Below are 26,275 nucleotides of genomic sequence, written 5' to 3'. Positions count from 1 at the left end.
GGGGCATCGAGCAGCGCCTCACGGCTCGAAGATCTCCCGCAGACGCCAACCGGCCTCGCTCCTGACGATCAGGAGCGAGGCCGGTTCCGTTGTGCCGGCTGTCGCGGCCATCGCGACGGTGAGCACGGCCGAGTCGCCGTGAAGCTCCACGAGCTCGACGACCGGCTCGTCCGCCGACTCCGGCACGTTCGCCGCGGCAACACCTGACTCGGCAACACCCGACTCGGCAGCCGCCCCCACCCGCTGCCGGTCGCCGGCGAGAAGAGCGCTCCCCGCCTGGTCGACTCCGTCGAGGCATTCGCTCGACCGGAGGCGCAGACAGCGTTCCCGGCCGCGCAGCAGCTCCCGGGCCGCCGCGACCGGATCCTCCCCCGCGAGCGCCGCCGGGTCGGGTGCAGGATCGCGCACGGAGTCGGGCACGGGGCCGGGTGCAGGATCCGGATCCGCAGCGGTGTCCGAGGGCGCGGACGTCGAGGCGTCCGCCGCCTCGTCGCGCGCGGCCTCCCCCGACCCGTCACCGGTCAGCGTCAGCACGAGAACGAGCGCGACAGCCGCAAGGCCCGCCCCCACGGCGAGCGGCTTCCACCGGCGCGACAGCCACGCCCGCAGGCCTCGCGCGAGCCCCGTGAGACTGCCCGCGTCGAGGAACGCCTCGAGGGTGTCGCTCGCGAATCCGGGCAGGTGCAGCATCCGGTTCGCGGGGATCGCGGGGTCTCCCGGGCTCGTCGCATTCGTCGGGTTCCCCGTACCCGTCGGGCTCGTCGGGCTCGCCCGCACGAGAGACGCGGGGGCGGACGCCGCGGCTTCTTGCCGCAGGGCTGCAGCCGCCGACCAGGCCACGGGCACCCGAGCCGCTGCCGGCGCCTCGAGACGCACGGGAGCCGCCTCGGAGAAGTCGAAGACGACGTCTTCGAGCTCGTGGAAGTACGCCAGACCGCGCACGGCAGCCGCCCGTGCCGGCGCAGCGGCGGCGAGAACGCCCTCAGCTCCCCGATCGGCGGCGTTCGGGACCCGGTGCAGAACGCTCGCAGCGACGAGCGAGAGGCGGCGGGCGGCGAGGTCGAGGCTCGACGACGACTGCTCCCGCGACTCCCGCTGGAAGCTCTCGAGCTGCCCGAGCCCGACGACGACGGGCGCCCCCTCGTCGCTGAAGAGCACGGTCGCGGGGGACAGAGCCGGATGCACGAGGCCGGCGGCCCAGAGAGCCCCGCTCGCGGCGACGAGAGGGGCGAGGATCGTCACGGCCTCCCCCGGGTCGATGGCGCGGCCGTGGTCGACCATCCGGGCGAGCGATCCGCCGCCCAGGTGGGGAAGCACGACGCACAGCCGCCCGTCGGGAAGGCTCGCCACGTCGATGAGCTCGAGGATGTGCGCCGACAGCCCGGCCGAGAGCGCGCGGATCTCGGCGTGGACGGACTCGGGAGCGACCTCGGGACGGTAGACCTTGAGCACAACGGGCGGCCCGGGGTCCGATCGAGCGAGGAACAGCTCGGAACGCCCGCCCCCGCCGATCCGCCGGATCACCGGGTACCCCGCCACGAGCGCTCCCGCTTCGGTACCCGCACCGATCCCCGCGACCGCACCGATCCCCGTACCCGCACCGATCCCCGCGCCGACGCCGAGCGGCGGCGCCGACGATGACGGCTCGGCCGGGACGGGCTTGCGGTGGAGGATCACGCCACCATCGTCACCGCTCGGAGACGGCTCATCCGATGGCCGGCGCCGGGATGGGGAAACCCGGCGCCGCGCCGCGCCTGTGCAGAACGACTGAGCGTGTCGTCCCTCCCGCCCTGCCCCGCGCAGTGCCGGCTAAGCCGTGAGCGCAACCGCGACGATCGACCGGGCGCAGTCGGTATCCTAGAGAGCATGGCACGCAACAACGACAAGGCTCAGGCCGCTCAGAAGGAGCCTGGTCGCCTCAAGCAGATGTACCAGGTCTTCCAGATGACCCGGCGCTACGACTCCAGCGCCGTCTGGTTCATGGCCCTCGGGTTCCTCGCGCCGATCGCCCTCGGCATCGCCCTCGCCCTCATCCTCACCCCCGACAACGGCCTGAGCATCGCGCTCTGGGTCGTCGCGGGCGTTCTCGGTGGTGTGCTCACGGCCATGATCATCCTGAGCCGTCGCGCCGAGAAGGCCGCGTACTCGCAGATCGCGGGCCAGCCCGGAGCCGTGGGCGCCGTTCTGCGCTCCTCCCTGCGCCGCAGCTGGCGAGGCAGCGAGATGCCCGTCGCCGTCAACGGCAAGACGCAGGATGCCGTCTACCGCGCGGTCGGCCGCGGCGGGGTCGTCATCATCGGCGAGGGCCCGCGCACGCGCATCGTGCGCATGATGGAGGACGAGAAGCGCAAGGTCTCCCGCGTGCTGCCCAACGTTCCCGTGACCTTCCTGTCGGTCGGCCCGGATGACGACGCGATCCCCCTGCACAAGCTCTCCCGGCGCCTCACGAAGATCAAGCCGACGCTCACGAAGGCCGAGGTGCTGGCGGTCAGCAACCGCCTGAGCTCGCTCGGCGGCCAGCTTCCCATCCCGAAAGGCGTCGACCCGTACAAGGCCCGCCCGCAGCGCGCGCGCTGAGCTGAGCCGGGCCGGGCCGAGCCGGCTGTCAGCCGCTCCGCCCGCGCCGCACCGGGATGATCCGCGCTATACCCGGATGAGCACGGTGCCCGCGACGACGTCGTGGAAGCCGCGCTGATCCGAGTCCCAGATGAGCGCAGGGATGGCGAGGCACAGGAGCACGGAGCGCACGATCGGGCGCCACAGGCCCACATAGCCGCCCCTGAGCGGCACCAGCTGCATGCCCAGCAGCCGGTGCCCGATGCTGCCGCCGATGGTCGCGATGAACAGGATCTGCATCGCGAGGAAGATGAGGAGCGGCATCCATTGCGTCTGCCCGAAGATCGCGAGAGCGATGACGCTCGCGATCGCCCAGTCGATCGCGAGGGCGCCGATGCGGCGGCCGACCCGGGCGACGGATCGCCGACCCGACTCGGGCAGACCGAGGCGCTCACCCGGGTATCTGCTGGGAGAAGTCTCGCCGGAACGTGAAGGTGTGGACTCGGATCTCGGCACGGATCCAGTGTATCCGGGGCCTGAACGCGGCCTGAACACCGGCCCGAGCCCGGCCCTGATGAGGGGCTTGTAACATGCCGGAAACATGGGCGTCACTGTCGGGAAACCCCTTGGCCATACCCTCGGAAGCGGCTGCGCTGTGCAGCCTGTTCCGATCCAAGCCTTTGGGAGACCCACTCATGTTCAGTGATTCGTCCGAGGTGCTCACGTTCATCAAGGAAACCGACGTCAAGTTCCTTGATATCCGCTTCACCGACCTGCCCGGTGTCCAGCAGCACTTCAACATCCCCGCCTCCACCGTTGACGAAGAGTTCTTCTCAGTGGGCCAGCTCTTCGACGGCTCGTCCATCCGTGGCTTCGCCAACATCCACGAGTCCGACATGCAGCTCATCCCCGATGTCTCCACGGCCTACGTCGACCCGTTCCGTGCCGAGCGCACGCTCATCATGGTCTTCGACATCTACAACCCGCGCAACGGCGAGATCTACGCCAAAGACCCCCGTCAGGTCGCCAAGAAGGCCGAGAAGTACCTCGCCTCCACCGGCATCGCCGACACCGCGTACTTCGCCCCCGAGGCGGAGTTCTACATCTTCGACGACGTGCGCTACGAGGTCAACCAGCACTCGAGCTTCTACAGCGTCGACTCGAGCGAGGCGGCCTGGAACTCGGGCCGCGTCGAAGAGGGCGGCAACCTCGCCAACAAGACCCCGTACAAGGGCGGCTACTTCCCCGTCAGCCCGGTCGACCAGCACGCCGACCTGCGCGACGACATCTGCCTCAAGCTCATCGACGCCGGGCTCATCCTCGAGCGCAGCCACCACGAGGTCGGCACGGCAGGCCAGGGTGAGATCAACTACCGCTTCGACACGATGGTGCACGCGGCAGACGACATCCTCAAGTTCAAGTACATCGTCAAGAACACCGCGGCCGAGTGGGGCAAGACCGCGACGTTCATGCCGAAGCCGCTCTTCGGCGACAACGGCTCGGGCATGCACACCCACCAGTCGCTGTGGAACGACGGCAAGCCGCTCTTCTACGACGAGGCCGGCTACGGCGGGCTCTCGGATGTCGCGCGCTGGTACATCGGCGGCCTGCTCAAGCACGCCCCGGCCGTTCTCGCGTTCACGAACCCGACGGTCAACAGCTACCACCGCCTGGTGCCGGGCTTCGAGGCTCCCGTGAACCTCGTCTACTCGGCCGGCAACCGCTCGGCCTCGATCCGCATCCCGATCACGGGCACCAACCCGAAGGCCAAGCGCATCGAGTTCCGTGCTCCGGACGCCTCGGGCAACCCGTACCTCGCCTTCGCCGCGCAGCTCATGGCCGGCATCGACGGCATCAAGAACCGTATCGAGCCGCACGAGCCCGTCGACAAGGACCTCTACGAGCTCCCGCCCGAGGAGGCGAAGAACATCCCCCAGGTTCCCGCGTCGCTCGGCGCGGCGCTCGACGCCCTCGAGGCCGACCACGAGTTCCTGCTCGCCGGTGGCGTCTTCACCCAGGAGCTCATCGAGACCTGGATCGACTACAAGCGCGAGAAGGAGATCAAGCCCCTCGCGCAGCGTCCGCACCCCTTCGAGTACGAGCTGTACTTCGGCGTCTGACTCCGAGAGGTCCGCAGACCCGCACTTCCGGTCTGCGAGCCCAGTGATTTACTGAGCCCCAGGCGGCATCTGCCGCCTGGGGCTCAGTGTATCCCCCGACGTTTACGGACGGCTACGGGGAGTAAACGGACAGATTTTCGGACAGCAGAGAGCCGTTCCGGGCCTGTGCCGTTGAGGCGCACTAGGCGCCGCTTGGTGGAGGCGAGCCCCGTAGATACCGCATGGGAAGTTCGACTTCATAGCGGTGTCTGGCAGTGACGCCAGTACGAGCACGGCGAGGCGCTCCATGCGGTGATCGTGTCGACGATGTTTGGCCGCGGTGACGAGACCAGTGAAGCGACTCTCGAATCTTTTGGACTGGGCGCGCCGATCTGCGGGGCGACAATGTCGTATCCATCCGAGAAGATGGAGTCATGGTGAGCAAGGTGGTGCTGAGCCCGTCGGCGAACGGGCGTGCCGATCTGCGCATCAGCGACGTGGGTTCAGGCCTCCCCGCGCGGACTCCGGTCGGCACGGAACTTCACCTTGGGAGTCAGGATCTGATCAGGCTCGCGGCCTATGCGTCAGCGCGCGGTTTCGTGGTCTCTTCATTCATGGTCTCTGACGCCTATCTCGTTCCGCTCGTTCCTGACGAGCAAGCCGAGGTATCGGACGATCTTGTTGAGGCGCTCCGCGCGTACGGGAGTGACGAGGTCGAGGCTGCTCTACAAAATGAGTACGACGGCTTGTACATCGTCGGGGTGAACTTGATCGGCTCGGCAAGCGGCATGCGTATCTCGGTGCGTCGCCGCGGCTACGTGGACACATCTGTGACGCAGGAAGCTGAGCAGCTCCTGAAGTCCGCATGGCGGGAGCTGCGTCTATCTTGAGAACCAGAATTATCAGCGTGCTGTGGGACGCGCTCAAAGTAGCGGTCGCCGCGTGGGCAGTAATCTTGCTCGACCCTTGGCTTGAAGAGACGTTCCCAACTGTTGGAGATCCGATTCGCTTCCTGGTCTCTGCGATCGTCGCGGCGTTGATCCTTGAACTCTTGGTGCAGTTCGTCTTCGGCTGGCCAACGATCAAGATCGCTTGGCGTGTCAAGGACGAGGAAGCCCCCATCTCCGAGTTGGCAGCGCGAATCCGCCCCGGGAATCGAGAGTCGCAGGTGTTCTCTTTGAAGGTATCGGTGCCTTCTGGTGGTTTGATCGGGCACCACGTCCTCCGGCGCTGCTTTCGCTCAGGGGCGCAGCTGAGTATCCGCGTCGAGAGAGCATCGGTGGTGCCCACATGCGAGGCCTCGTTCAAAACAGCGGGTGTTCCTACGGTGGCCCCGGATGACGCAACGAACGGGTTCATCGTGGATCTGGGCCAGGTGCCGCGGCGCCCCGGGCCGTGGCACTGGGCCGACGTCCGCTGGAGGGATGAGTCGACCCCGATGGACGATGAGTTCAACGTCGAATACGTGTTCAATCACGTGAAGCCGCTGTCCCAGTTCCTCCTGAATCTGTTCATCCGGCGTTCGACGAACGTGCGCAAGTTCCGAGTAATAGGACCGTGATATGCCGACAATGAGCCAGGACTCCGTCAAGGCGCTCCCCATGCACTCCCGTTCAGCGATGTCGCTGGAGGAGATTCGTGACGCAATGGCAGCACTCCCGCCAAGCTTGGACGGTTTCAAGGGAGGTTGGGCGAGCATCAACAATTACGAGTCAAACCTCAGAAGACCAGGGATCGAACCGCCTGCTTCGACGCCGGAGATTACCGCTGCGACCGATGTGCTGCCGCGCATGCTGCGAGCACGGTTCTACTACTGGGATCCTGCCCCGGCGGGGATGGGTGACCAACAGGGACATGACCCGCTTGTCACACGTCGCTTGAACGCCATCGACGTAATGATTACTGAACCGGCGGAGGGGCGAATCGGCCTATTGTTCTCAACTCGAACACCGTCCTACCTCGGCAAGGGCGATGGCATTATTGCGTCCTTGAACAAGATCCTGCAGACCAGGGACGCGACTATTAAGGTCGACCGAAGGCAGTCGCATCTACGACTGATGGACGAGGAGATTTTCCTTTGGCTGGCGGTGCAGCACCGCGACAGACCCCAGCTTGCAGCAGACATCAAACTGGATCAGATCGCGGGCATCAGCAGCCGCGACACTGCAAGCCGGACGGCGGATCTGCGGTACGGGGTGGACTTCGAGCGATCCAACTTCCTCACCGCGGTGGCGGAGAAAGACACTCTCGGTCCGATCGACATCTGTTTCGTTCACCATGTTGGCGAGGAGAACCACTCCTACGAGGTGCGCTTACACGTAGACGGAGGCTTCGAAGTTCGGAGGAACAGCCTGCATTTCCCGGACATGCTCGACCGGCCGGAACTGATGCTTGAGACGAGCTTGTTCCTCGCCTACTCGCTGATTCCCCGCTTCAACGCACTCTATGCCGCCGATGCTGCGAACTGGTCGACCCAAAGAGTTGACGTAATCCAGAGCGCAATGGCCGCACTCGAAGAACGTTACAAATCGCTGAAGGCAGTGCTGGAGAAGCAGCTTGCTGGTAGTGAGGGATAGGGAGAAGCGAGACCGTCGATCGATGGGGTTACGTGAACTCGCGGCGGTTACGTCGCCGACGCCCATCCCCTCGCGTTCGAGCGCCCCATAGGCATCACGGACGCCAGAATCGATGGCATAGAACTCGGCTTGCCCGACACTGGATGAGTGATACCGACGACAATCCCGTCCTTGCGTGCGGTCATGCACGTGGCCGCGATGGGTTCTACTCTGGTCTCATGAGTGACCTCAACGAACATCTGGCGCGGGTGCAGGACGTTGTGGCACGCGCGCGAGACTTCCGATCCGACGAAGGGTCGAACCCCAAGGAGTTCTCCAGGACGGTTGTTGAGGATCTCGCTGTACTCGCCGATGCTGTTACCGAACTCATTAAGCGAGCTAAGAGCTAAGCAACTGAGCGGCATGCGATTCAGAACGGCGTGTCTTCTCGATCCCGGCCCAGCTGCTCCCAGGGGTCAGGCTCGCGCGCCGCGGCCGCAGTTGCTGCCGCTTCGCGTTCGGCGCGTCTCGCCTCCTCGCGTTTGGCTGCGTCGTCGGCCTCGCGCTTCTCTCGCGCGGCTACGATGTCACGCGGATCTCGGTTCGATAGCCGCACCATAAGTGCACCGACGACATGCATCATGAGCCACGCATCCGCCTTCGTCACATCGCCTTCACGATGACGGTGCGCGTTCCCTCGATCGGATCGATCCGCGTTCACCCAAGCAACCAATGGCTTCATGAGAGAGCGATCGGCGGGAGTGATGACCTTCTGGCGTTGAGCCTTGTCGAGCTGGTCTGACACTGAATTGCCTTCCACGCCAAGGGCACGGAAGAACTCCTGAAGCGAGGTCGCGGCCTGCGTCAGCGCCACATCCGTCTCGTTTTTCGAGAGTCGCGTGAGCGCGCTCTGGAAGGCGTCGGAGGCTGTTCGGAACACGGGGTCGTCTCCGAGTAGGACGGTTGCTGGTCGCAGTACTTCGGAGTGCATCACATAGTTCCCACGCTCCTGGAAGCGCCCGTCCTCGAAAAGCCAGTCGGAGCGGGCATGGAGTAACCGATCGTTAACAACCTCAATGAAGGCATCAAGGTTGTACTCCGGCTCCTCATCGGGACGGTTGCTGTACCCCGAGTCCTCCAGCTCCTCGTCAGTCTCGGAGAGCCAGACGAACGCATTCACGACGGCCGCCAGAGCATCGAGTCGCTCGTGGTCGTCACCTTCGCCCCGCAAGCGGTTCGCGCTCACCCATTCCCTTGAGTCGTGTATGCCCAGGCGTTTGTCCGCCATGTTGAGCACCCGTCCAGGCATGTTCGTGAAGGTCTCCAGCGCTGACATGACTTCGGTGCCCACCGCGGTCGGACATCCGTCGATCCACTTGATACCGGTCTCGAATTCAGCGGCAGCTTGCGCACGACGACGGCGAAGCTCAGACGGCAACGGATCGAGGCGGGTATCTCGCATCTACTCAGGGTATCGAGCGCTCGGGCCGTCCCGTATCGGTGCTCTTACGCTAGACGTGAGCTGCCCGGTTAGGAAAGCAATACCGGACTGAAAATGTAGGCGGGATTGCAGCGAACACCACATGTTGCGTTTAGCATCAGCGCGGGTGCCCTACGGCTACACGCTGCGCGTTGGCCCCTCGCGGCGCGGGTTGCTTCGGTGGGGGTTGTGCTCGAATGGGTCGTGCAGTTGCCGCGCCCGCTGTGCCGCTCGTTGTCGGGCGTTCTTCTGCTCGGCACGCCTGACCTCGACGCGCTGAGCTGCCTCGGTTATCGGGAGATCGCGCAGCTCCTCAGCTTCAGCACGACTCATGGCGGCTCGCGCTCGGGCGTCCCTTGCGTCGCGGTGAGGCTTGACAATGCGCATCCCGAGGCGGTCAGGGCGTACTCTCTCGGCTCCGTACTCGCTGACCAGCAACGCCAGCCGTTCCTGCTCGTGCCGCCCGAGTGTCGCTTCCCGATCGGCGATGGCGGCCTCGATGGTCCGGGCGGCGTCGGTCACGCGCGGGGTCGTCTCGGCGCGCTTGGCAGCAACGCGGGACGCCCATTCCGGGAGACAGTCAGGGCCGCTCGGCGTGGTGCCCCATTCGGTGCTGACCTGCTCGCGCAAGCTCTGAGTGTGTTCGGTCGCGGTGCGGTGCTCGGCACGGGCCTTACGCCTGCCGAACCTGCCCACGGTGGCGAGTCGGGCGCGTGCAGCGGCTTCGCCCTCGACCGCACCGAGATAGGTTTTACCGTCGTGTGCGGCCTGGGCCGTGAGCGGCCCAGCGACCTCGGCCCGCACTCGTGCAGCCTCGTTTTCGGCCGTGTGGAGCGCGGCAATACTCTCGTCGTCCTCCGCGCGTTGGACGGCTCGCTGGGCGTCGAGTCGTTCGGCGATCTGTTCCCACCGTTCCGCCTGCCTCCGGGCACGTTCGGCTTCGTAGTCGAGGCGTGCGAGTTCTTCGGTGACGAGCTTGACCGGGCCATCACTGACAAAGCCGCGCACCGCTTCTTTCGCGGCTCGGGTAGCGTGGTCAATGCCCCGGTCAGCAGGGTCACGTTCCATCGCGTCGACGAACTGTGCTCGCGCCTCCGCCATGCTCTCAGCGACGATGTGCAGCCGGTTGGCCTCCCGGCCTCTGGTCATGCCGACGTAGACGCCTGACGCTCTCGTCGCCCCTGACAAGACGGTGTGGGAACTGGTGACGGTTGCGCCTTGAACACCATACGCGGTTGCAGCGTAAGACAGGTGCGCATGCTCTGCCACATACTCCGGCGGCAGGGTGACGGTGCAGGGGTTCTTGCGTCCGCTGTCTCACGGGCGTAGACGGTGCCGTCGTCGGTGACTTGTTGGACGATCCATTGCTGCCGGTTCGCGACTCCGAGCGCGGTGTCGTTTCTGCGGGTTTGGATCAGGTCACCGACCCCGATGGGGAGGCCGTCGCTACCGGTTGCCGTCAGCGCGTCATCGACCTCGCCCCGTTCGATGCGCCCGGTGCGGATGCGCTCGTTCAGCTCGGCGGCTTCGTCGTTCGTCGCAACCGTGACTGCTTCGCCGTCGTGGGCGTTCTCGGCGATGTGCTGTTGGGCGTGTTCCTCGTCGCCGTGCAGGGTCACCAGGCCCATAGCGGCAAGCTGGTCGAACACCTCTCCGGGATTCTCCCGGTCACGCATTGCCAAGGAAAGGGCCGCGTATTCGGGGTCGCTAAAGCGGTGAAGCTCGGTCATGTCATAGGTGCGGCCCCTGATCTGCACGGCCATATCGAGCACCCCGCCACGTCCGACAGCGGGGAGTTGAGCCCGGTCGCCGACGAGCGCGACCGTCGCCCCCGCCTCAGCAATCACAGCGAGCAGCGCGCGGGCGGTGTCTTGATCGAGCATCCCGGCCTCATCCACGATCACCCGCTCACCCTGCGACAGCACCGCATCCTTCGGTGGGCCGGTGTAGTTGTGTCCACTGTCGGGGTCGAGGTCGCCTGCGTTGAGGCGTGTCCATACGCCGTCCTTGTTCCATCGCCATCCGTGGGCGTATACGAGCGCTGCAACCGATGTAGCGGGGACACCGAGTTCCTTCTCGGCAACCTGCGCGGCCTTCTTCGTCGGTGCAACCACCCGCGAGAACCGACCATGCTCGGCAGCAATCTCGATGGCCGTGCGCAACATGGTGGTCTTTCCGCTGCCCGCTGCTCCTTCCACGATCACCAACGGATCGGTCGACGCGACAGCGGCTGCTGCGAGGGTCTGCCCTTCATCGAGCCCAGCGGCGTCCGTTTCCTTGGACACGTCGGGGTGCTTCGGCTCCTGCTGGGGTGTTGCGGCGGTGAGTTGGTCGCGTAGTACGGTCTCGGTAGCGACCACGCCGAGGCTGGTCAGGTGCGCGACATGCTCCGGCATCGCCGAACCCGGCGGCAACACGGAGAAGCAATCACCGGCTGCAAGCTCGGTCGCCAACGTAATGAACTCCCGCAACTCGTCGGGGGCTGCTTGCACGCCGTGTTCGGTGGTGATGCGGGTGACGTGCTCTTGGATCGTGTGCCGTGTCCACGCCGACGCACTCGCGGCGCTGCGGCCGAGTGCCCGCGATGCAACCTCCTGCACGGATAGCTCGTCCACTGCGACGGACAGTTGCACCGCCCGGCGCTCAAGCGTTGCGGGGTCGTATCCAGCATCGCGGAGTTCCTGCACCCACCACGCCTCGTTCTTCAGGTCGGCGGGCTTCTTCCCCGGCCGCTGATGCGTCCACGCGATGCCCTGCAACCGCGCCGTCATCACCGGCCCCAGCTCCTCACCCGGATGTAGCTGCTCCCACTCGGCTTCGAGACGTTCCAAGTTGCGTCTGATCTGCGCCGATCGCTTCGACATCACCCCATTGAACGGCTCCAACTCGGTCACCTCACCAGATGCAGGGTTCAGCGTCAGACCATATGCTGCGAGGGTCTGCGCGAGCGGCGGGTGCGCCGCGATCACCGCAGTACCCAACTCGCGGATCGCTCCTTGCTGCTTGAACAAAGCGGCCGTGTCGAGTGATCGCCATTTCCCGGCGGCGAAGATGCGCGTACCGATCTGCATGTGAATGTGCCGGTGCGGGTCTCCTGCACGGGAGGTCTTATGCCGGATGCCCACGACCTGCACGTGCTCGATGGGCACGACCTCTCGCGCGTCACGCGGCCCGACCCTGGTGACCGAGTGCTGACCCAGCCACCGCCGAATCTCCGCAAGAGCGTCTTGCTGTGCCGCATCGAGGGCTTCGGAAACCTCGGGATGCAGAGCGGCGGCGACAGACAGGCTCTTGGGAGCATTGATCGTCATTTCCGCGAACAACGGCGACCCCTTCGTACCCTTCGCCGCCGCCGCGCGGGGTGCCGATCGACTCGCCCGTTTCGGGGTTGATCCAGTCCACCCACCCCTCATACTCATCGGCCGACAAGGACCGGGCGGCGGTGACCTCGCCGCGAGAGTCGAGCACCGCATACTCGGCTACGGCGTCATCAGCGCCGAGGTAATACTCGTCGGCGCGGGAGCGGTCGACCTCGACGTACCGGCGTGCGGCAGCCCCGCTGCCGTGGAACAGGATCACCCCGCCCTTCATCTGGGCCTCCCTCATGAGTCGTCTCATGAGGGAGGTACGCACCACGGCCCCGCCGTGGCATCCGTGCATAGCTCTTTTGGCGGGCGGAACGTCTTCGCTTCGTGGAGGCATCTGCTGAGGAGAACTGGGGGAACTGTTGAGGATAGATCGATGTCGAGTGCATCGGTCATGGAACGGCCAGAGTCCGGGGCCTGTGCTGAACTGGTAAGGGTTCAGGACGAGACGGCAGAATGGAGAGGTGAGGAGGCCAACCTGATGAGTATGCACACGCCAGCGTCGATGACGCCATGGTTGTCTCGTCGGAGCTCAGTGCCCGCCTCTTCCGTCGACGTTGAAGCACTGTCAGTTGGCGAGACCGCCGGGCTGGTCGGAGTGAGCGTCAGGACTCTGCACCACTGGGATGACATCGGTTTGGTGGTTCCTAAGAATCGTTCACGTTCCGGATACCGCGCCTACGATCACGATGACATCGGTCGGATTCATCGTGTCCTCGTCTACCGAGAACTCGGCTTCAGTCTCGCGAGCATCCAGGAAATCTTGGATGACCCCACCACCGACGAAGAGCAGCAACTACGTCAACAGCGACAGATCATCGGAGACCGAATCGGTCGGCTCTCCGAAATGGCAGAAGGCATCGATACGCTCCTAGCCGCGAAGCAGCGTGGCACACGGCTCTCGCTCCGGGAGCAGGCAGAGATCTTCGGACGAGAGTGGCGACCAGAGTGGGCAGAAGAAGCCTACGAACGTTGGGGCAACTCATTCGAATGGGCCCAGTTTGAGCAGAACATTGCGCCTCTTTCAGCGGCCGAACGGGCCAGGATTCACGACCTTGGCGAAGCCGTTCAGGGCGAGCTGGCCGAAGCGAAGCGCTCCGGCGTTACGCCCGGGACTAGCGAGGCGAACCGACTTGCTGAGGCTCACCGAGGCCTGATCGAGCAGTTATTCGCGTGCTCATATTCAATGCACGCGTGCCTTGGACGCCTGTATGTCGAGGACGAACGTTTCACTGCGACTATCGACCGGTGGGAACCGGGAATGAGCGAGTGGCTACGAGACGTAATCTTCGCCAATGCTGCGGTTCACGGCGTCGATCCAACACAAGCTAAATGGGAGTGATCCAGCCGTAGAAACGACGGGACAGGTCACTCAGGTGATTGTCGTCGCGTGTGTGCGGAGCATCGACGCCGGCTGAGCCCGTTCGTGGCATCCGCGAAAGCACGACGACATTCTGGTTGATCGCACACTTTTACTCGCGACCATCCGTCCAACGCGATCAGCAGCATGAACGCATGTCGCGCTGCTGACCGATCATCGATGTCACCCCTTCGGACTCGTTCCCATATCTCCTCGATGCCTTGTCCTCCGTCAGCAATGTCGGACCACAGCATCTGAGTTGCGCATGCCTGTCTTCCAAGTAGTGCCCCGTAGCGTGGTGTAGTCCGCGGTGGCTGGCTCGTCGTTCCCGACGTGAGCGCGGTCACCGTGTGATCCTTCGAGGAAACTCTCACATCCCACTCGAAAGGCATCATCACGATGACCGCACTTCATATTGTCGACCCTGCGAGCGTGCTCGCTGAAGCCCTGACCGATGCGTCGCCGGATCTGATGCGCAGCTTGCTGCAAACCACGATCAACGCTCTCCTGTCCGCCGACGCGGACGCCGTGGTCGGCGCGGAATGGGGCAGGCCCAGTCCTGACCGTGTCGCGCAGCGCAACGGCTACCGGCATCGCGACCTGGACACCCGCGTCGGGACAATCGATGTCGCGATCCCGAAACTTCGGTCGGGGACGTACTTCCCGGAATGGCTGTTGGAGCGCCGCAAACGTGCCGAGACCGCGTTGATCACGGTCGTCTCGGACTGCTACCTTGCCGGCGTCTCCACCCGCCGGATGGACAAGCTCGTCAAGACCCTCGGGATCCACTCACTCTCGAAATCACAGGTCTCCCGGATGGCGGCCGAGCTCGACGAGCACGTCGACCAGTTCCGCCACCGTCCCCTCGATGACGCCGGCCCGTTCACGTTCGTCGCCGCTGACGCTTTGACGATGAAGGTCCGCGAAGGCGGGCGGGTGATCAACGCCGTCGTGCTCGTCGCGACCGGCGTGAACGCGGACGGGCGTCGCGAGGTGCTCGGCCTGCGGGTCGCAACCTCGGAGACCGGGGCTGCCTGGAACTCGTTCTTCGCCGACCTCGTCGCCCGCGGCCTCAGAGGGGTCCGCCTCGTCACCAGCGACGCACACGCAGGTCTGGTCGAGGCAATCGCGGCGAACCTGCCCGGAGCGGTCTGGCAGCGATGCCGAACGCACTACGCGGCCAACCTGATGTCGGTAACGCCGAAGAGCATGTGGCCAGCGGTGAAAGCGATGCTGCACTCGGTCTACGACCAGCCCGACGCCGACAGCGTTCACGCGCAGTTCGACCGACTCCTCGACTACGTCGACGACAAGCTCCCCGACGCGCACGAGCATCTCGACACCGCGAGAGCAGACATCCTCGCGTTCACCGGGTTCCCTGATGGGCTCTGGCACCAGATCTGGTCCAACAACCCCAACGAGAGATTGAACCGCGAGATCCGCCGCCGCACCGACAGCGTCGGCATCTTCCCCAACCGCGACGCCATCATCCGCCTCGTCGGCGCCGTCCTCGCCGAACAGACCGACGAATGGGCCGAAGGACGCCGCTACCTCGGCCTCGACATCCTCGCGAAGTCCCGCCTTGCCCTCGTCGCCGACACTGGAAACGAGGAGGTGACCGACACCATCCTCGAACTCAGCGCCTAACAACCAGAAGGATCACAAACCGCTACACCACGTCCCGGGACTTGACCGTCTTCCACGTTCAACTGCGCTGAGATAGGGCGCAAGCGCATCAGGTTGGTGATCCATTGCCCAGCCGACGAGCCCAGCCAGCCGTGCGACGAGGGATACCGGTATACACAACTCTAAAGGTGATTTCCTCATTGACTGATGCGTTTCGAGCGGCTGTCCCATGCCAATGACGCTAGGGGCTTCCCTCGCGTAAGGGTCTACCAGTTGACTCTCACGTCGCGTCATGCCGAACCGTGGAGCACATGCAAGAGACGATCTCGCTCCGCGACCGGCCCAACGGCATGGAAGAAGAATATGCGGCCATCAGCGATCCGCATCACCCCATCGTTCGACGAATCAACGATGTACTGCGCAGCCGCGCGTCCAGACCAAAGACGATCCTGATCGATGACCTTGAAAACATCGATCAAGCCGCGCGTAGCGGTGTCCGGCTGGACAGCTTGTACCTGACAGAGGGTCTTCAGCTCTCCTCGGGCGACGGCGCGACACCAATGTACGGGCAGCTTCCGACGTACACCCTGTCCCACGCAGTTACTGATGGCTTGTTCGGTGGCGAGAAGCGCGCTCGTGTTTTTGCTTTAGCGGAGGCTCCTAGACCCGCACGCCTTGACGACCTCTCCGGGAGAGACGGGGACATCGTCGTGCTCGACGGCGTGCGTCTTGTCGGCAACATTGGCGCGATTACAAGGACATCGGCGGGCTTCTCCGCAGCCGGACTCGTTCTTCTTGAAAGCGGGCTGCGGAATGCGTTTGACCGGCGACTCATCCGCGCCAGCAGAGGACTCGTGTTCGCTCTCCCAGTTGTGCTCGCGACCACTGACGAGTTCGCCGAGTACGTCCTCCGCAAACGAACAACCGTGGGAACGCTGACCGCACACGCAGCCGAGAGCCTTGAGTCCGTCGGCGGGATCAGGGGGCGTATGGCGCTCGTTCTGGGAAGCGAACGAAACGGTCTATCCGAACAGCTCGACGGGATCGCGAGCTACAAGTACTCGATCCCTATGTCGCCTGATCTTGAGTCGCTGAACGTTTCGGTGTCCGCAGGCATTGCCCTCTATGAGCGAAACCGCTCAGGTCAGATCCCTCACATAACGACCGCTCAGTAGGTCTCCACGAAGCTGTCGCCGCATTCCGCAAACGGCGTCGCTATTGACGGGCGGCGAGTGTAGCGACGCGTTGGCGCGCGTCCCGGTCTGGTCTCTGGTGGGCCACCTCCTTCACGGGAGGTGCCACCGTGACCGAACACACTTCACCCGCCGACAACAACAACGCCGCCGCGGCACAATCTGGCCCGGCCAGTCACGACCTCGAAAGCCCAGAGGCGCTACGCGCCCTGCTCATCCGGCTTCATGAGTCCGGGCCGGGTGCTTGGCAGCATGACCGCGAAGCGGCAGAGCTGATGCGCTACACCGCCATCAGATACCGACCCCTCGCCCAGAAGCACGACCTGGACCCGTGGGAAATTGCCTCGGCCGCATTCGAGGTCATGCTCGCACCCTCGACCCGGAAAGCTCGAAATCCGTGGGCTGTGGTCACTCGCGCGGTGCAAATCACCTGCGGCGTCGAGATACGCGCAGCCGGGATGCTCGTCTCGTCCGGGAAAGTGCGCCACACTTCCCGGATCGCCGGGTTCCACGACGCCATCCGGTTCGCCGAGCGAGAGCACCTGACGGACTACCACCCAGCCTTCGCCGTCAACCCTGCAGTCGACGAGGAAGACGACCCCGACGACGCGCGGATCCGCGTCGCCACAGCACTGTCGGCGATAGTCGAATTGTTCGCGTCGACCGGATGGGATGCGGTACTCGTGGCCGACTGCGTCGAGCACGTCGCCTACCGCCTCGCTGATCTGACCTCTCGCGCGAATGCCGTAGAGGTATTGCGCCGCGATCACGCGATTTCGGTGTTGTTCGACATACCTGCGAAGTCCTGGTCAGCGCTGCTGCGGATCGTGCTGGGGCATCCTGACCGGAAGTACGCGGGCACTCCGACCGGTGACGGAGTGTTGCTGCGCCTACTCAACGAGGAGCCCCTCGATTTGTTGCGCTGCGACACGGGGTTGCTGGCGGCAATCTGGGCTGCGAAGCCGAACAAGTCGGAGGCTTCCTGATCTGCGATGGTGCGCGGGGTGGGCGTCGCACCTGTCAGTATGAGCAGCCCCGCCACCACTCCCACCGTCACCTCCGTTGTCTCCGCATGGCCCAACGAGGCAAGAACCGGGATCGCGATGGTGAAAACTTAGTGCAGGTTCTCGTTTTGAGTTGTAGACTCGATTACCGCAGTTTCTCGTATCCTATTGCAGAAGGGAGAGCATGATGTCGACACTGTTCGCGCCCCGTCGTAATCGCCAGGGCGCTGCTGATGCCCGGCGCACCGTCCTCTCTTCACGGGGACGCTTCTGGGAGCCCGGCGATCTCGCCCTCACGCCGTCGACCGCGCACCATCTGCTCGGTGAGCTGGAGGCTCGCGGTGAGCTGCGGCGTGTGCGCCGCGGCCTGTACTGGCGTGGCACGAAGACTCCGCTGGGCATGGCCCCGCCGCCGAGCGAGCAACTGATCGAGGCGCTCGCCCCTGGCCCCGGCGTGGGGCCAGCGGGTCTGTCCGCGGCGAACCTGCTGCGCCTTTCGACGCAGATCCCCCGTCGCGCGCTCGTGGCCGTTCCCGAGCGGGCTCCCTCTGGTGCCGGGCCGGTCGCGTTCGTGTCCCGCGCGACGCGCACCGGCCGGGCCGAAGCCGGGTTGAACGCCACAGAGGTCGCGGCGCTCGAAGTCCTCGACGATTGGACCGCTGTGCTGGAGGTCACCCCGAACGAGGCCACGAGGCGGCTGACCACGCTACTGAGGTCCGGCGTCCTCCGCGCCGAACGACTCACCCAGGCTGCCACCACCGAGCCGGGTCGCACCCGTGCGCGTCTCGCGGCGCTGCTGCGTGCGGCCGGACGTGACGACCTCGCCGCGAGGATTCCGTCACCTGACCCCCGCACGCGCCAGTCGGCGCTCGCCACATTGGCGGCGGCATGAACGCTCCAGCCCTGTGGCGGGATGACGACCCCGAGGTGTTCCGCGGCACGATCCTCGCCGCCGCGGAACGCCTCGACGTGCAGCCGCTCGCCGTCGAGAAGGATTACTGGGTCTGCGAGGCGCTCCGCGCGATCACGACCGAGCATCCGGGTGAGGTGGTCTTCAAGGGAGGTACGAGCCTGGAGAAGCTGCGGATTATCCGGCGCTTCTCCGAAGACCTCGACCTGCTGGTGATCGGCCAGTACCCGTCGAAGAACGCCGAGCAGCGTGCACTGCGGACCCTGCTCGCTTCCGCGGCGGAGGCGACCGGTTCGGAACCGACCGGGGTGACCGCGGGAGGCAACTCCGGCTCCTTCCATCGCTCCGGCTATCTCAGCCCGCCGCTGGAGCACCGCGGCGAGCCGGGCGCGATCGCCAACCCTGCCGCGATCCTCGTGGAACTCGGCCAGTCCGGCGGGCCGAACCCGCATGCCCTGCACCCGGTCACCTCGCTCCTGGCACGCGAGTTGGCCGACTCAGGCTTTGACACGAGTGCATGGGCCGATCTGGCCTCCTTCGACGTGCCGATCCTGCATCCGGGCCGCACCCTGTTGGAGAAGCTGTTGCGAGTGAACAACTTCGCCGCCTCCCCCGACACCGCTGCCTCGCCACACGGCTGGCCGCGCATCGGGCGACAGCTCTACGACATCTACTCCCTCCTGCTCGACCCCACCGTGCGCGAGCTACTGACAGACAAGCCGCTCGTCGCAGACATCCTCACCAGCGCCCGCGACGTGTCTGCCGCGTTCGGCAGGCCAGACCTTCCTGCACCGATCGGCGGGTTCGCCGCTTCCCCGGCCTTCGACCCTGCCTCGTCCTTCGCCGATCGCCTCCGAACCGAGCACGATGCGGCCATGCGCCACCTCTACTACGGCATGGACGCGCCGCCCTCCTTCGACGACATCCTGGCTCAAGTCCGAGCGGACGCGGCACTGCTCGACCCCTGAGCCAGTAGTCACCCTTCGCGACGGTTCATGCATCGATCCCCGAGAACACCTCGTCGAGCGCCTCGGCAGCGGCTTCGACGATGAGAGCCGGGCGCTTCGCGTAGTGACCTTCGGTGATCGCCGCGTCGCTGTGTCCGAGGAGGTCGCGTGCGACCTCGACGCCCACCGTGCCCGACACCGCTGCGGCGACGGCCTTGCGGAGGCTGCGGAAGGTGAGATGCTCGGCGTCGACGCCGATTGCCAACAGCTCCGGCTCGAACTCGCGGCGGAACATCCGCAGCAGCTCGCCGATCGCACTCGGATCACGCGGACGCCCGCGCTCAGACGTGAACAGCACGTCGTCAGGATTGCGCTCCGGGTCGGGAACGTGGTTCGCGACGAGTTCGCTGAGGACCTTCGCCGCGAACCTCGGTACGCGGACCCATCGCTTCTGCCGTTCAGCTTTGGGCGAGTCCTGACGGAACAGGCCGCGGGACCTGGTGCGCACCATCGTGCCGCCGACCCAGACGAGCGCGTCCATCACCAGGCTGCCGTCCGGCTGCTCCACCGCCTCGAATCGGATGTCCTGGAACCGGATAGCGATCGGCTCCGCTGTCCGCTCGGAAGTGCCGAGCGTGACCAGGATGTAATCGGCGAGCAGCTTGTAGTTGGGTCGCCGACCCACCGGGTAACGCGCCCGGTGCCGCTCGGGCCACACCTCGCGGATGAGATGAAGGATGTACTTGACCTGAGTCGCGTCGAGTTCGAAGTACACGGTGTCCGGCTCATCCGCTCGCCTTGTCGCGCGGATCGGGTTCGCCACAACGACCGCTCCATACCGCGTCTGCTGAATCGACCCGACAGCCGAGAAGTGCCCCTGCTGGATCGCCCAATCGAACATCAGCGACATCACGTTCCGCACCTTGTTCGCCGTTGTCACCGACTTCTGACGGGCGACGTCCATGAGCAACCCGTCGGCGCGATCCGCGGTGATGTCCGCGATGGGGATGGCACCGGCACGCGGGATGACATGCGCGCGCACCACCGATGCGTAGCCATCGACGGTCTGCTCCCGGCGCTGGCGCAGCACCCGCGGATCGTCGTCGTGATACGCCGTCTTCAGCCACGCCGTCGCCAGCTCCGAAACTGTCATGAACTGCTTCCGTCGCGCCAGAACCCGACCGACAGCGACATCGGCCTCCTCCTGCAACGCGGCCAGCGCCTCAGCCTCGGTCGCTCCGCTGCCGCTCGGACGACGCTCGTTCCCGTTGCCGTCGTAGACCCGTCCTCGCGCGACGACGAGACCGCTCGGGGCGACGGTATAGGTCACCTTGCCGAGTTCGCCGAGCGCGCGCTTCGCCCGCGCCATCAGTCGCCCGCCCGATCCATCGGGGCCACGACCCGCTCAGCGATGAACGCCTCAACGTCCTCGTCGCGGTAGCGGACGTTGTGCGACGACAGCGCGACGAAGGGCAACCCCAGACCGCGGCGGCGCGCGCGCTCCGTGCGCCAGTCAGCAAGCGTCCTGATCGGGACGCCGGTGTAGTCGGCAAGCTCCTGCGGAGTCCAGAGGCGAGGGCGGTCGTCGCTCATACCAAGCAGGTAGGTGCCACCTCCCAGAGACGCCCAGGCAGCCCCGTAGGACGGCGAAAAATCAGCAAAACGGACAGGTTCTCGGACAGCCGCCGTAGCGACCCAACCCATGTTCAACATCACACTTCCCTGCGGTGACAGGGAAGTGCGAGCCTGCGGGACGCCCTGCGTCTCTCACATCATCAAGCCGAGCTCTACTACGGGGTCTGATCCGTTCGCACCGTGAGACAGGGGCCGCATCCTTCGGGGTGCGGCCCTTCCGCGTCGGTGGAGTCACTGTCGCCAAACAGGATGGATCGTGTGGCACGCCGTGCGACGGACATCCCGGGCGGATGTCGCAGAGCCGGACCTGTTCGGCGCTCGCCGAGTTCTCTCCGGGCGCTCCCCGAGTGCGCCCCGAGTGCTCTCCGGGCGTCCGCTCAGGAGGCGAGCATCCAGACGAGCGCCGCGAGGTCGACGAGGGCGGTCGCGGCCGGCCCGACCGTCTTGAGGCGGTCGCGGATCCGCACGCCGATCACGGCGTCCGCGACCTGGACGATGACCATCGCGATCGCGATCGCCGCGACGAAGGCGACGGAGCCCGTGAAGAGCGCGACGATCGCCACCACGAGCAGTGCGAGGCTGCGGGCGAAGGCGTACATCGAGCCGACGCGGTCTGTCGTCGAGGCGGCGCGGAGACCGGCGAGGGCGTAGCCGAAGCTGACGGCGGCGCTGATCGCGGTGACGGCGGCGCAGATCCAGAAGGCGAGGGACACACCGCCATCGTATCGGCGTGGCCGACCTCGGCTGGCCCGCTCTCGCTCGAGCCGCGCCCGTCGCAAACGGGCCCGCAGGTCAGGGTCGGATGCCGGCCAGCAGCACCGAGGTGTACCGCCCGGCGAGCTCCGGCGCCCGCGCGCCGGCGAGCTTCAGCGCGAGGTTGACGCCGCAGATCAGATGGTGGATGTCGGCGACCCCGATGTCCTCGCGCACCTCGCCGTTCTCGTGCGCCCGCTCGACGATCGCCCCGAACACCTCGATGAGCTCGTTCATCATCCGGGCCGCGGGCTCGGGCGGTTCGACCGGCGAGGCGAAGACGGCCGAGAAGCTCGGATCGCGCACGAGCATGCCGACCGCTTCGGCGATGAAGCCGTCGAGCGGCCGTGCTGTGCTGGCTGCTGTGCCGACGGAGTTCGCTGTGCTTTTCGGGCCCGATGACGCCGCCAGCACCGCGCGGCCGTCGGCGAGCAGGGCGCGCATGCTCTCGAGCGCGAGCTCCCCCGCGAGGTCGGCGCCCGTCGGGAAGTGGCGATACACCGTGCCGACGCCCACGCCCGTGCGAGCGGCCACGTCGGCGAGGACGGGAACCGCCTGCTGTTCGGCGCACAGCTCGCGAGCGGCGACGAGCAGACGCTCCCGATTGCGGAGCGCATCGACGCGGCGCTGATCGACGTGTGCTGGCATACCGCCAGTCTAGTTGCAAACGGAATCGATTTCCGTTTAGGCTCGACACCAAGAAACGGAATTGAATTCCGCTTGCGCCGACCAGATCCACGAACCGAGCAGCACCACGAGATGCGGAGAACCGATATGCCCGACCACGACGCCTGGACGCCCGACGCCCTTCCCGACCAGACCGGCCGCACCGTCGTCGTGACGGGCGGCAGCGCGGGCATCGGCTACTTCATCGCCGAGCAGCTCGCCGGCGCGAACGCGCGGGTCGTGCTCGCCGCGCGCAACCCGCAGAGGTCGGATGCCGCGCGCGACGCGATCCTGGCGCGGCATCCTCTCGCCGAGGTGCTGACACTGCCGCTCGACATCGCCTCGCTCGCCTCGATCGCGGAGACCGGCGCGCGGATCGCCGAGCTCGGCCGCGTCGACGGCCTCGTGCTCAACGCCGCCGTGATGCGCGCGTCGGCGGGCGAGGCGACCGCCGACGGCTTCGACCCGATCATGGGAACCGGGCACCTCGGCAACGCCGCGCTCATCGCGGCCGCCCTGCCCACCCTCGAGCGCACGGCGGGCAGCAGGATCGTCGGCACGACGAGCGGGCTCGTGCGGAGCATCCACCCCCGCATCCCACCTCTCGAATCCGTGTCGAGACCGCTCGCCTCAGGTCGCGCGCTCGCGGTGGGCAGGCGCTATGTGCTGTCGAAGGCGGCGCACGAGGCGCTCTTCGCCGAGCTCGACCGCAGGCTGCGCGCCGTGGCGTCGCCGACGGCGGCTCTGCTCTCGCATCCCGGAATGGCCGTCGACTCGCGCACGCCCGAACGAGCCGGTGCCTTCGAACACCGTCGCGGCGAGCGGCTGCGCGAGCCTCTCTGGGGGCTCCTCGGCGTGGGCAAGGACGCGGCCGCCCGGTCGGCGGTTCGCGCGACGATCGACCCGCAGGCGGAGGGCGGCCAGTACTGGGGCCCGCTCGGCCGGATCGGAGGGCCGCCCGTGCCGGGCGCGGGCGATCCGCGCTACACCGAGCCCGCGCTCGGATCGCGCATCTGGCAGGAGACGGAGCAGCTCATCGGCTCCCCCGTGCTGCCTGCGCGAGCCGGGTCATGAGTTCGGCACCCGCAGCTCGGCACCCGCAGCTCAGCGCGGCCCGTAGAAGAGCCGGTCGAAGACCCGGCGCGCACGGCGGGTGACCGCGAGGTAGTCCTCCTCGAGCGAGGTCGCCGACCCCGGCGGGTACTCGAGCAGCCGGGCCACGCCTTCGAGCTGCTGACGGTCGGCGGGCAGCACGTCGGAGGTGCGGTTCGTCCAGAGGGTGAGGGCGGAGCGGGCGCGGGAGGCGAAGAGCCACGCGGCACGGAGCTGCGCGGCATCCGCCTCGCTGAGCAGGCCGGCCTCGACGAGCGCGTCGAGCGACGCGAGCGTCGAGGTGGTGCGCAGGCCGGGCACCTCGTGCGCGTGCTGGAGCTGCATGAGCTGCACGTACCACTCGACATCGCTCAGCGAGCCGCGACCGAGCTTGAGGTGCCGGGTGGGGTCGGCGCCCTGGGGCAGGCGCTCGTTCTCGACGCGCGCCTTGATGCGCTTGATCTCGCGCACGTCGTTCTCGGGCACCTGCTCGGGGTAGCGCACCGTGTTCGCGAGCGCCTCGAAGTCGGCGATGAGCGCCGGGTCGCCCGCCGCGCCCCGAGCGCGCAGCAGGGCCTGGGCCTCCCAGGTGAGCGACCAGCGCTCGTAGTAGGCGCGGTAGGAGTCGAGCGACCGCACGACGGGACCGTTCTTGCCCTCCGGCCGCAGCCCCAGGTCGAGGTCGAGCGGAAGCCTGCCGTCCTCGGTCAGGCGGTTCAGCTCGGCGACGACGCCCTTCGCCGCCTGCGACGCGGCGTCCTGGTCGAGCCCGTTCGAGCGGATGACGTACATCACGTCGGCGTCGGACCCGAAGCCGAGCTCCTGCCCGCCGAACCGCCCCATCGCGATGATCGCGAACTCGAGCCCGTCGTCTCGGGTGGCCGTGCGCGCGATCCGCACCGTCTCGAGGATCGCCTCGAGGAACACCTGCGTGACCGCGGAGAGGCCCGCCGCGAGCTCCTCGACCGTGCAGAGCCCGAGCACCGAGGCGAAGGCCAGGCGCAGCACCTCGCGGCGGCGCGCCGTGCGAAGAGCGGATGCCGCGGCATCCGGCGTCTCGTGGCGTGCGAGCACCGCGCGCGCCTCGTCGCGCAGGCTCTCGATCGTGCGGGGGCGCAGCTCGTCGTCGTTCTCCAGCCACGCCGCGGACTCGGGGATGCGCTCGAGCAGCTCCCCCACGTAGCGCGAACCGCTGAGCACGCGCGTGAGGCGCTGAGCGGCACCGGAGGAGTCGCGCAGCATCCGCAGATACCAGTAGGTGGAACCGAGATCCTCGCTCAGCCGGCGGAAGACGAGCAGTCCGTAGTCGGGGTCGGCGCCGTCGGCGAACCACTGGAGCATGACCGGCAGGAGGTGGCGCTGGATGGTCGCGCGACGCGACACCCCCGAGGTGAGGGCGGCGATGTGGGCGAGCGCGCCCCGGGCGTCACGGAAGCCGATGGCGGCGAGCCGGGCCTCGGCCTGGGCGCTGCTGAGGTTGAACTCGTCGGTGGGCAGCGCGGCCACGGCCGACAGCAGCGGGCGGTAGAACAGGCGCTCGTGCAGTCCTCGCACCCGGAGCTTCGTCGACGACCACAGCTCGGTCAGGTGCTCGGCGTCGGGCGCCAGGCCGCTCGCGCGGGCCAGCACCCGCAGGCCCTCCTCGTCGCGCGGCATGAGGTGCGTGCGCCGCAGCCGGGAGAGCTGGAGGCGGTGCTCGAGCAGGCGGAGCACCCGGTAGTCGCGGGCGAACTCGATGGCCTCGGCACGCCCGATGTAGCCGTTCTCGGCGAGGGCGTTGAGGGCGGGCAGCGTTCCGCGCTGGCGCACGAGCTCGTCGCTCTGCCCGTGCACGAGCTGCAGCAGCTGCACGGTGAACTCGACGTCGCGCAGGCCCCCCGGGCCGAGCTTGAGCTGGTATTCGACCTCGTCGTCGGGGATGTGATCGGTGACGCGCTGCCGCATCCGCTGAACGGACTCGACGAAGCTCTCGCGGGAGGCGCTCGACCAGACCTTGGGGGCGAGGGCGGTGACGTACCGCTCCCCCAGCTCGAGGTCGCCCGCGAGCGGCCGGGCCTTGAGCAGCGCCTGGAACTCCCAGCTCTTCGCCCAGCGGTCGTAGTAGGCGAGATGGGAGTCGAGGGTGCGCACGAGGGCGCCCTCCTTGCCCTCGGGGCGCAGGTTGGGGTCGACCTCCCAGAGCGGCGGCTCGAAGCCGGCCTCGTTGATGCCGCGCATCGTGACCATCGCGAGGCGTGTGGAGATGTCGACGGCACGGCTGTCGCCCTCGGTCACGAAGATGACGTCGACGTCGCTCACGTAGTTGAGCTCGCCGGCGCCGGCCTTGCCCATGCCGATGATCGCGAGCTTCGTGGCGGCGACCTCGTCTACCGGGAACCGCCCGGGCGCTGCGGCGCCCCCCGACGCGACCATGCTCCGGGCCACGGCGAGGGAGGCTTCGAGCGCGGCGCCGGCCAGATCGGCGAGAGCGCCCGCCACCGACTCCAGCCCCGTGGCCGGATCGGCCTGCGAGAGGTCGTAGGAGGCGATCTGAGCGAGCCTGCGACGGTAGCGCACTCGCAAGGCCGTCCATGCGGACTCGTCGCCACGTGCGGAGACGGGGCGCGGCTCCTCGGGAGACACGTCGGGTGCCCCGACACTCGCGAGGAGGTCGGCGCGCAGCTCGTCGACGCCGGGAAGGGCCGCCGTGGGCTCGGCGATCGCCTGGAGCTCCTCCGGGTGGCGGGTGAAGAAGTCGACGAGACCCGTCGACGCCCCGAGAATGCGCAGGAGCCGCGGCATCCGCTCGTCGTCGGCGAGGAACGGCCGCACCTCGTCGGGTGCCAGCCGCAGCAGCGCGAGCAGGCCGACGAGCGCGGCATCCGGATCGGCGGCGTTCGCGAAAGCCGGCAGGAGCCGCGCCGCCTCCGTGCCGCCCAGGCTCACGGCCTCGTCGAGGCGCCCGCGCGCTTCGCCCAGCTCGGCGAACCCGAGCCGGGCGAACTCGGTGAGAGTGTTCTGATCGCGTGGCATGGAGGTGCGGGGGCGGATGTGC

General features: G+C 66.9%; 23 protein-coding genes. 14 read left to right on the top strand and 9 right to left on the bottom strand.

The features are described 5' to 3' along the window. Nucleotides 1-18: 18 nt before the first annotated feature. On the bottom strand, nucleotides 19-1,677 hold the full coding sequence (locus CLV54_RS15865; RefSeq protein ID WP_157803031.1) for a serine/threonine-protein kinase: 1,659 nt from the start codon (nucleotides 1,675-1,677) through the stop codon (nucleotides 19-21). Between the two features lie 189 nt (nucleotides 1,678-1,866). Here CLV54_RS15865 and CLV54_RS15855 point away from each other — a divergent pair, with 189 nt between their 5' ends. Then, the gene (locus CLV54_RS15855) at nucleotides 1,867-2,577 is read left to right on the top strand and encodes a DUF4191 domain-containing protein (protein ID WP_100345978.1); all 711 of its coding nucleotides are present in this window, start codon (nucleotides 1,867-1,869) and stop codon (nucleotides 2,575-2,577) included. A 66-nt stretch (nucleotides 2,578-2,643) separates the two neighbouring features. On the opposite strand, the gene CLV54_RS15850 is transcribed toward CLV54_RS15855, so the two are convergent. Beyond that, nucleotides 2,644-3,072 carry an RDD family protein gene (locus CLV54_RS15850; protein WP_245861780.1) on the bottom strand — a complete coding sequence of 143 codons (429 nt, stop codon included), beginning with the start codon at nucleotides 3,070-3,072 and terminating at the stop codon, nucleotides 2,644-2,646. A gap of 179 nt (nucleotides 3,073-3,251) precedes the next feature. Between CLV54_RS15850 and glnA the strand changes: the two genes are divergently transcribed. From glnA to CLV54_RS17620, 5 genes are all read left to right on the top strand, one after another. Continuing rightward, nucleotides 3,252-4,676, top strand: a complete 1,425-nt coding sequence (glnA, locus tag CLV54_RS15845; protein ID WP_100345976.1) for a type I glutamate--ammonia ligase — start codon at nucleotides 3,252-3,254, stop codon at nucleotides 4,674-4,676. Between the two features lie 413 nt (nucleotides 4,677-5,089). Further along, nucleotides 5,090-5,545: a hypothetical protein gene (locus CLV54_RS15840; protein WP_100345975.1), complete on the top strand. Its 456-nt coding sequence runs from the start codon at nucleotides 5,090-5,092 to the stop codon at nucleotides 5,543-5,545. 17 nt (nucleotides 5,546-5,562) lie between these two features. Further along, nucleotides 5,563-6,216, top strand: coding sequence for a hypothetical protein (locus tag CLV54_RS15835; RefSeq protein ID WP_100345974.1), 654 nt, complete (start codon nucleotides 5,563-5,565; stop codon nucleotides 6,214-6,216). Between the two features lies 1 nt (nucleotide 6,217). Then, nucleotides 6,218-7,231 carry a hypothetical protein gene (locus CLV54_RS15830; RefSeq protein ID WP_100345973.1) on the top strand — a complete coding sequence of 338 codons (1,014 nt, stop codon included), beginning with the start codon at nucleotides 6,218-6,220 and terminating at the stop codon, nucleotides 7,229-7,231. Nucleotides 7,232-7,449: 218 nt separating this feature from the next. Further along, nucleotides 7,450-7,620: a hypothetical protein gene (locus tag CLV54_RS17620; protein ID WP_157803030.1), complete on the top strand. Its 171-nt coding sequence runs from the start codon at nucleotides 7,450-7,452 to the stop codon at nucleotides 7,618-7,620. Between the two features lie 20 nt (nucleotides 7,621-7,640). Here the strand turns inward: CLV54_RS17620 and CLV54_RS15825 are convergent, their stop codons facing one another. Next, the gene (locus CLV54_RS15825) at nucleotides 7,641-8,672 is read right to left on the bottom strand and encodes a hypothetical protein (protein ID WP_157803029.1); all 1,032 of its coding nucleotides are present in this window, start codon (nucleotides 8,670-8,672) and stop codon (nucleotides 7,641-7,643) included. 207 nt (nucleotides 8,673-8,879) lie between these two features. Between CLV54_RS15825 and CLV54_RS18035 the strand changes: the two genes are divergently transcribed. Then, nucleotides 8,880-9,857: a hypothetical protein gene (locus tag CLV54_RS18035; protein ID WP_245861779.1), complete on the top strand. Its 978-nt coding sequence runs from the start codon at nucleotides 8,880-8,882 to the stop codon at nucleotides 9,855-9,857. Here the strand turns inward: CLV54_RS18035 and mobF are convergent. Next, a complete protein-coding gene (mobF, locus tag CLV54_RS15820) occupies nucleotides 9,836-12,013 on the bottom strand; it encodes a MobF family relaxase (RefSeq protein ID WP_342745300.1) in 2,178 nt (725 codons plus the stop codon). The two genes, CLV54_RS18035 and mobF, sit on opposite strands and share 22 nt — an antisense overlap. 418 nt (nucleotides 12,014-12,431) lie before the next feature. Between mobF and CLV54_RS15815 the strand changes: the two genes are divergently transcribed. The 6 genes from CLV54_RS15815 (at nucleotide 12,432) to CLV54_RS15790 (ending at nucleotide 19,116) form a co-directional block, all read left to right on the top strand. Continuing rightward, nucleotides 12,432-13,397, top strand: a complete 966-nt coding sequence (locus CLV54_RS15815) for a MerR family transcriptional regulator (protein WP_245861777.1) — start codon at nucleotides 12,432-12,434, stop codon at nucleotides 13,395-13,397. 417 nt (nucleotides 13,398-13,814) lie between these two features. After that, nucleotides 13,815-15,062 carry an IS256 family transposase gene (locus tag CLV54_RS15810; protein ID WP_100345971.1) on the top strand — a complete coding sequence of 416 codons (1,248 nt, stop codon included), beginning with the start codon at nucleotides 13,815-13,817 and terminating at the stop codon, nucleotides 15,060-15,062. 290 nt (nucleotides 15,063-15,352) lie between these two features. Further along, the gene (locus tag CLV54_RS15805) at nucleotides 15,353-16,216 is read left to right on the top strand and encodes a TrmH family RNA methyltransferase (protein ID WP_157803028.1); all 864 of its coding nucleotides are present in this window, start codon (nucleotides 15,353-15,355) and stop codon (nucleotides 16,214-16,216) included. A gap of 128 nt (nucleotides 16,217-16,344) precedes the next feature. Continuing rightward, nucleotides 16,345-17,220: an exopolyphosphatase gene (locus CLV54_RS15800; protein ID WP_100345969.1), complete on the top strand. Its 876-nt coding sequence runs from the start codon at nucleotides 16,345-16,347 to the stop codon at nucleotides 17,218-17,220. Between the two features lie 202 nt (nucleotides 17,221-17,422). Then, nucleotides 17,423-18,130 carry a hypothetical protein gene (locus CLV54_RS15795; protein WP_100345968.1) on the top strand — a complete coding sequence of 236 codons (708 nt, stop codon included), beginning with the start codon at nucleotides 17,423-17,425 and terminating at the stop codon, nucleotides 18,128-18,130. Next, nucleotides 18,127-19,116, top strand: a complete 990-nt coding sequence (locus CLV54_RS15790) for a nucleotidyl transferase AbiEii/AbiGii toxin family protein (protein WP_100345967.1) — start codon at nucleotides 18,127-18,129, stop codon at nucleotides 19,114-19,116. Before CLV54_RS15795 ends, CLV54_RS15790 begins: the two co-directional genes overlap by 4 nt. Before the next feature lie 25 nt (nucleotides 19,117-19,141). Here the strand turns inward: CLV54_RS15790 and CLV54_RS15785 are convergent, their stop codons facing one another. From CLV54_RS15785 to CLV54_RS15770, 4 genes are all read right to left on the bottom strand, one after another. After that, on the bottom strand, nucleotides 19,142-20,464 hold the full coding sequence (locus CLV54_RS15785) for a tyrosine-type recombinase/integrase (protein ID WP_100345966.1): 1,323 nt from the start codon (nucleotides 20,462-20,464) through the stop codon (nucleotides 19,142-19,144). Next, the gene (locus CLV54_RS15780) at nucleotides 20,464-20,688 is read right to left on the bottom strand and encodes a helix-turn-helix transcriptional regulator (RefSeq protein WP_100345965.1); all 225 of its coding nucleotides are present in this window, start codon (nucleotides 20,686-20,688) and stop codon (nucleotides 20,464-20,466) included. The genes CLV54_RS15785 and CLV54_RS15780 overlap by 1 nt, the downstream gene beginning before the upstream one ends. A gap of 419 nt (nucleotides 20,689-21,107) precedes the next feature. Beyond that, nucleotides 21,108-21,443: a hypothetical protein gene (locus CLV54_RS15775; protein WP_245861776.1), complete on the bottom strand. Its 336-nt coding sequence runs from the start codon at nucleotides 21,441-21,443 to the stop codon at nucleotides 21,108-21,110. 79 nt (nucleotides 21,444-21,522) lie between these two features. Next, nucleotides 21,523-22,131 carry a TetR/AcrR family transcriptional regulator gene (locus tag CLV54_RS15770; RefSeq protein WP_100345964.1) on the bottom strand — a complete coding sequence of 203 codons (609 nt, stop codon included), beginning with the start codon at nucleotides 22,129-22,131 and terminating at the stop codon, nucleotides 21,523-21,525. A 111-nt stretch (nucleotides 22,132-22,242) separates the two neighbouring features. On the opposite strand from CLV54_RS15770, the gene CLV54_RS15765 reads away from it, so the two are divergent. Next, nucleotides 22,243-23,223: an SDR family NAD(P)-dependent oxidoreductase gene (locus CLV54_RS15765; protein WP_100345963.1), complete on the top strand. Its 981-nt coding sequence runs from the start codon at nucleotides 22,243-22,245 to the stop codon at nucleotides 23,221-23,223. Nucleotides 23,224-23,253: 30 nt separating this feature from the next. On the opposite strand, the gene CLV54_RS15760 is transcribed toward CLV54_RS15765, so the two are convergent. Next, nucleotides 23,254-26,253 carry a bifunctional [glutamine synthetase] adenylyltransferase/[glutamine synthetase]-adenylyl-L-tyrosine phosphorylase gene (locus CLV54_RS15760; RefSeq protein ID WP_100345962.1) on the bottom strand — a complete coding sequence of 1,000 codons (3,000 nt, stop codon included), beginning with the start codon at nucleotides 26,251-26,253 and terminating at the stop codon, nucleotides 23,254-23,256. Nucleotides 26,254-26,275 lie beyond the last annotated feature (22 nt).

Origin of the sequence: Compostimonas suwonensis, assembly GCF_002797855.1 — a bacterium.
In the GTDB taxonomy this organism is placed as follows: domain Bacteria; phylum Actinomycetota; class Actinomycetes; order Actinomycetales; family Microbacteriaceae; genus Compostimonas; species Compostimonas suwonensis.
This window is presented reverse-complemented; position numbering and strand designations above follow the sequence as displayed.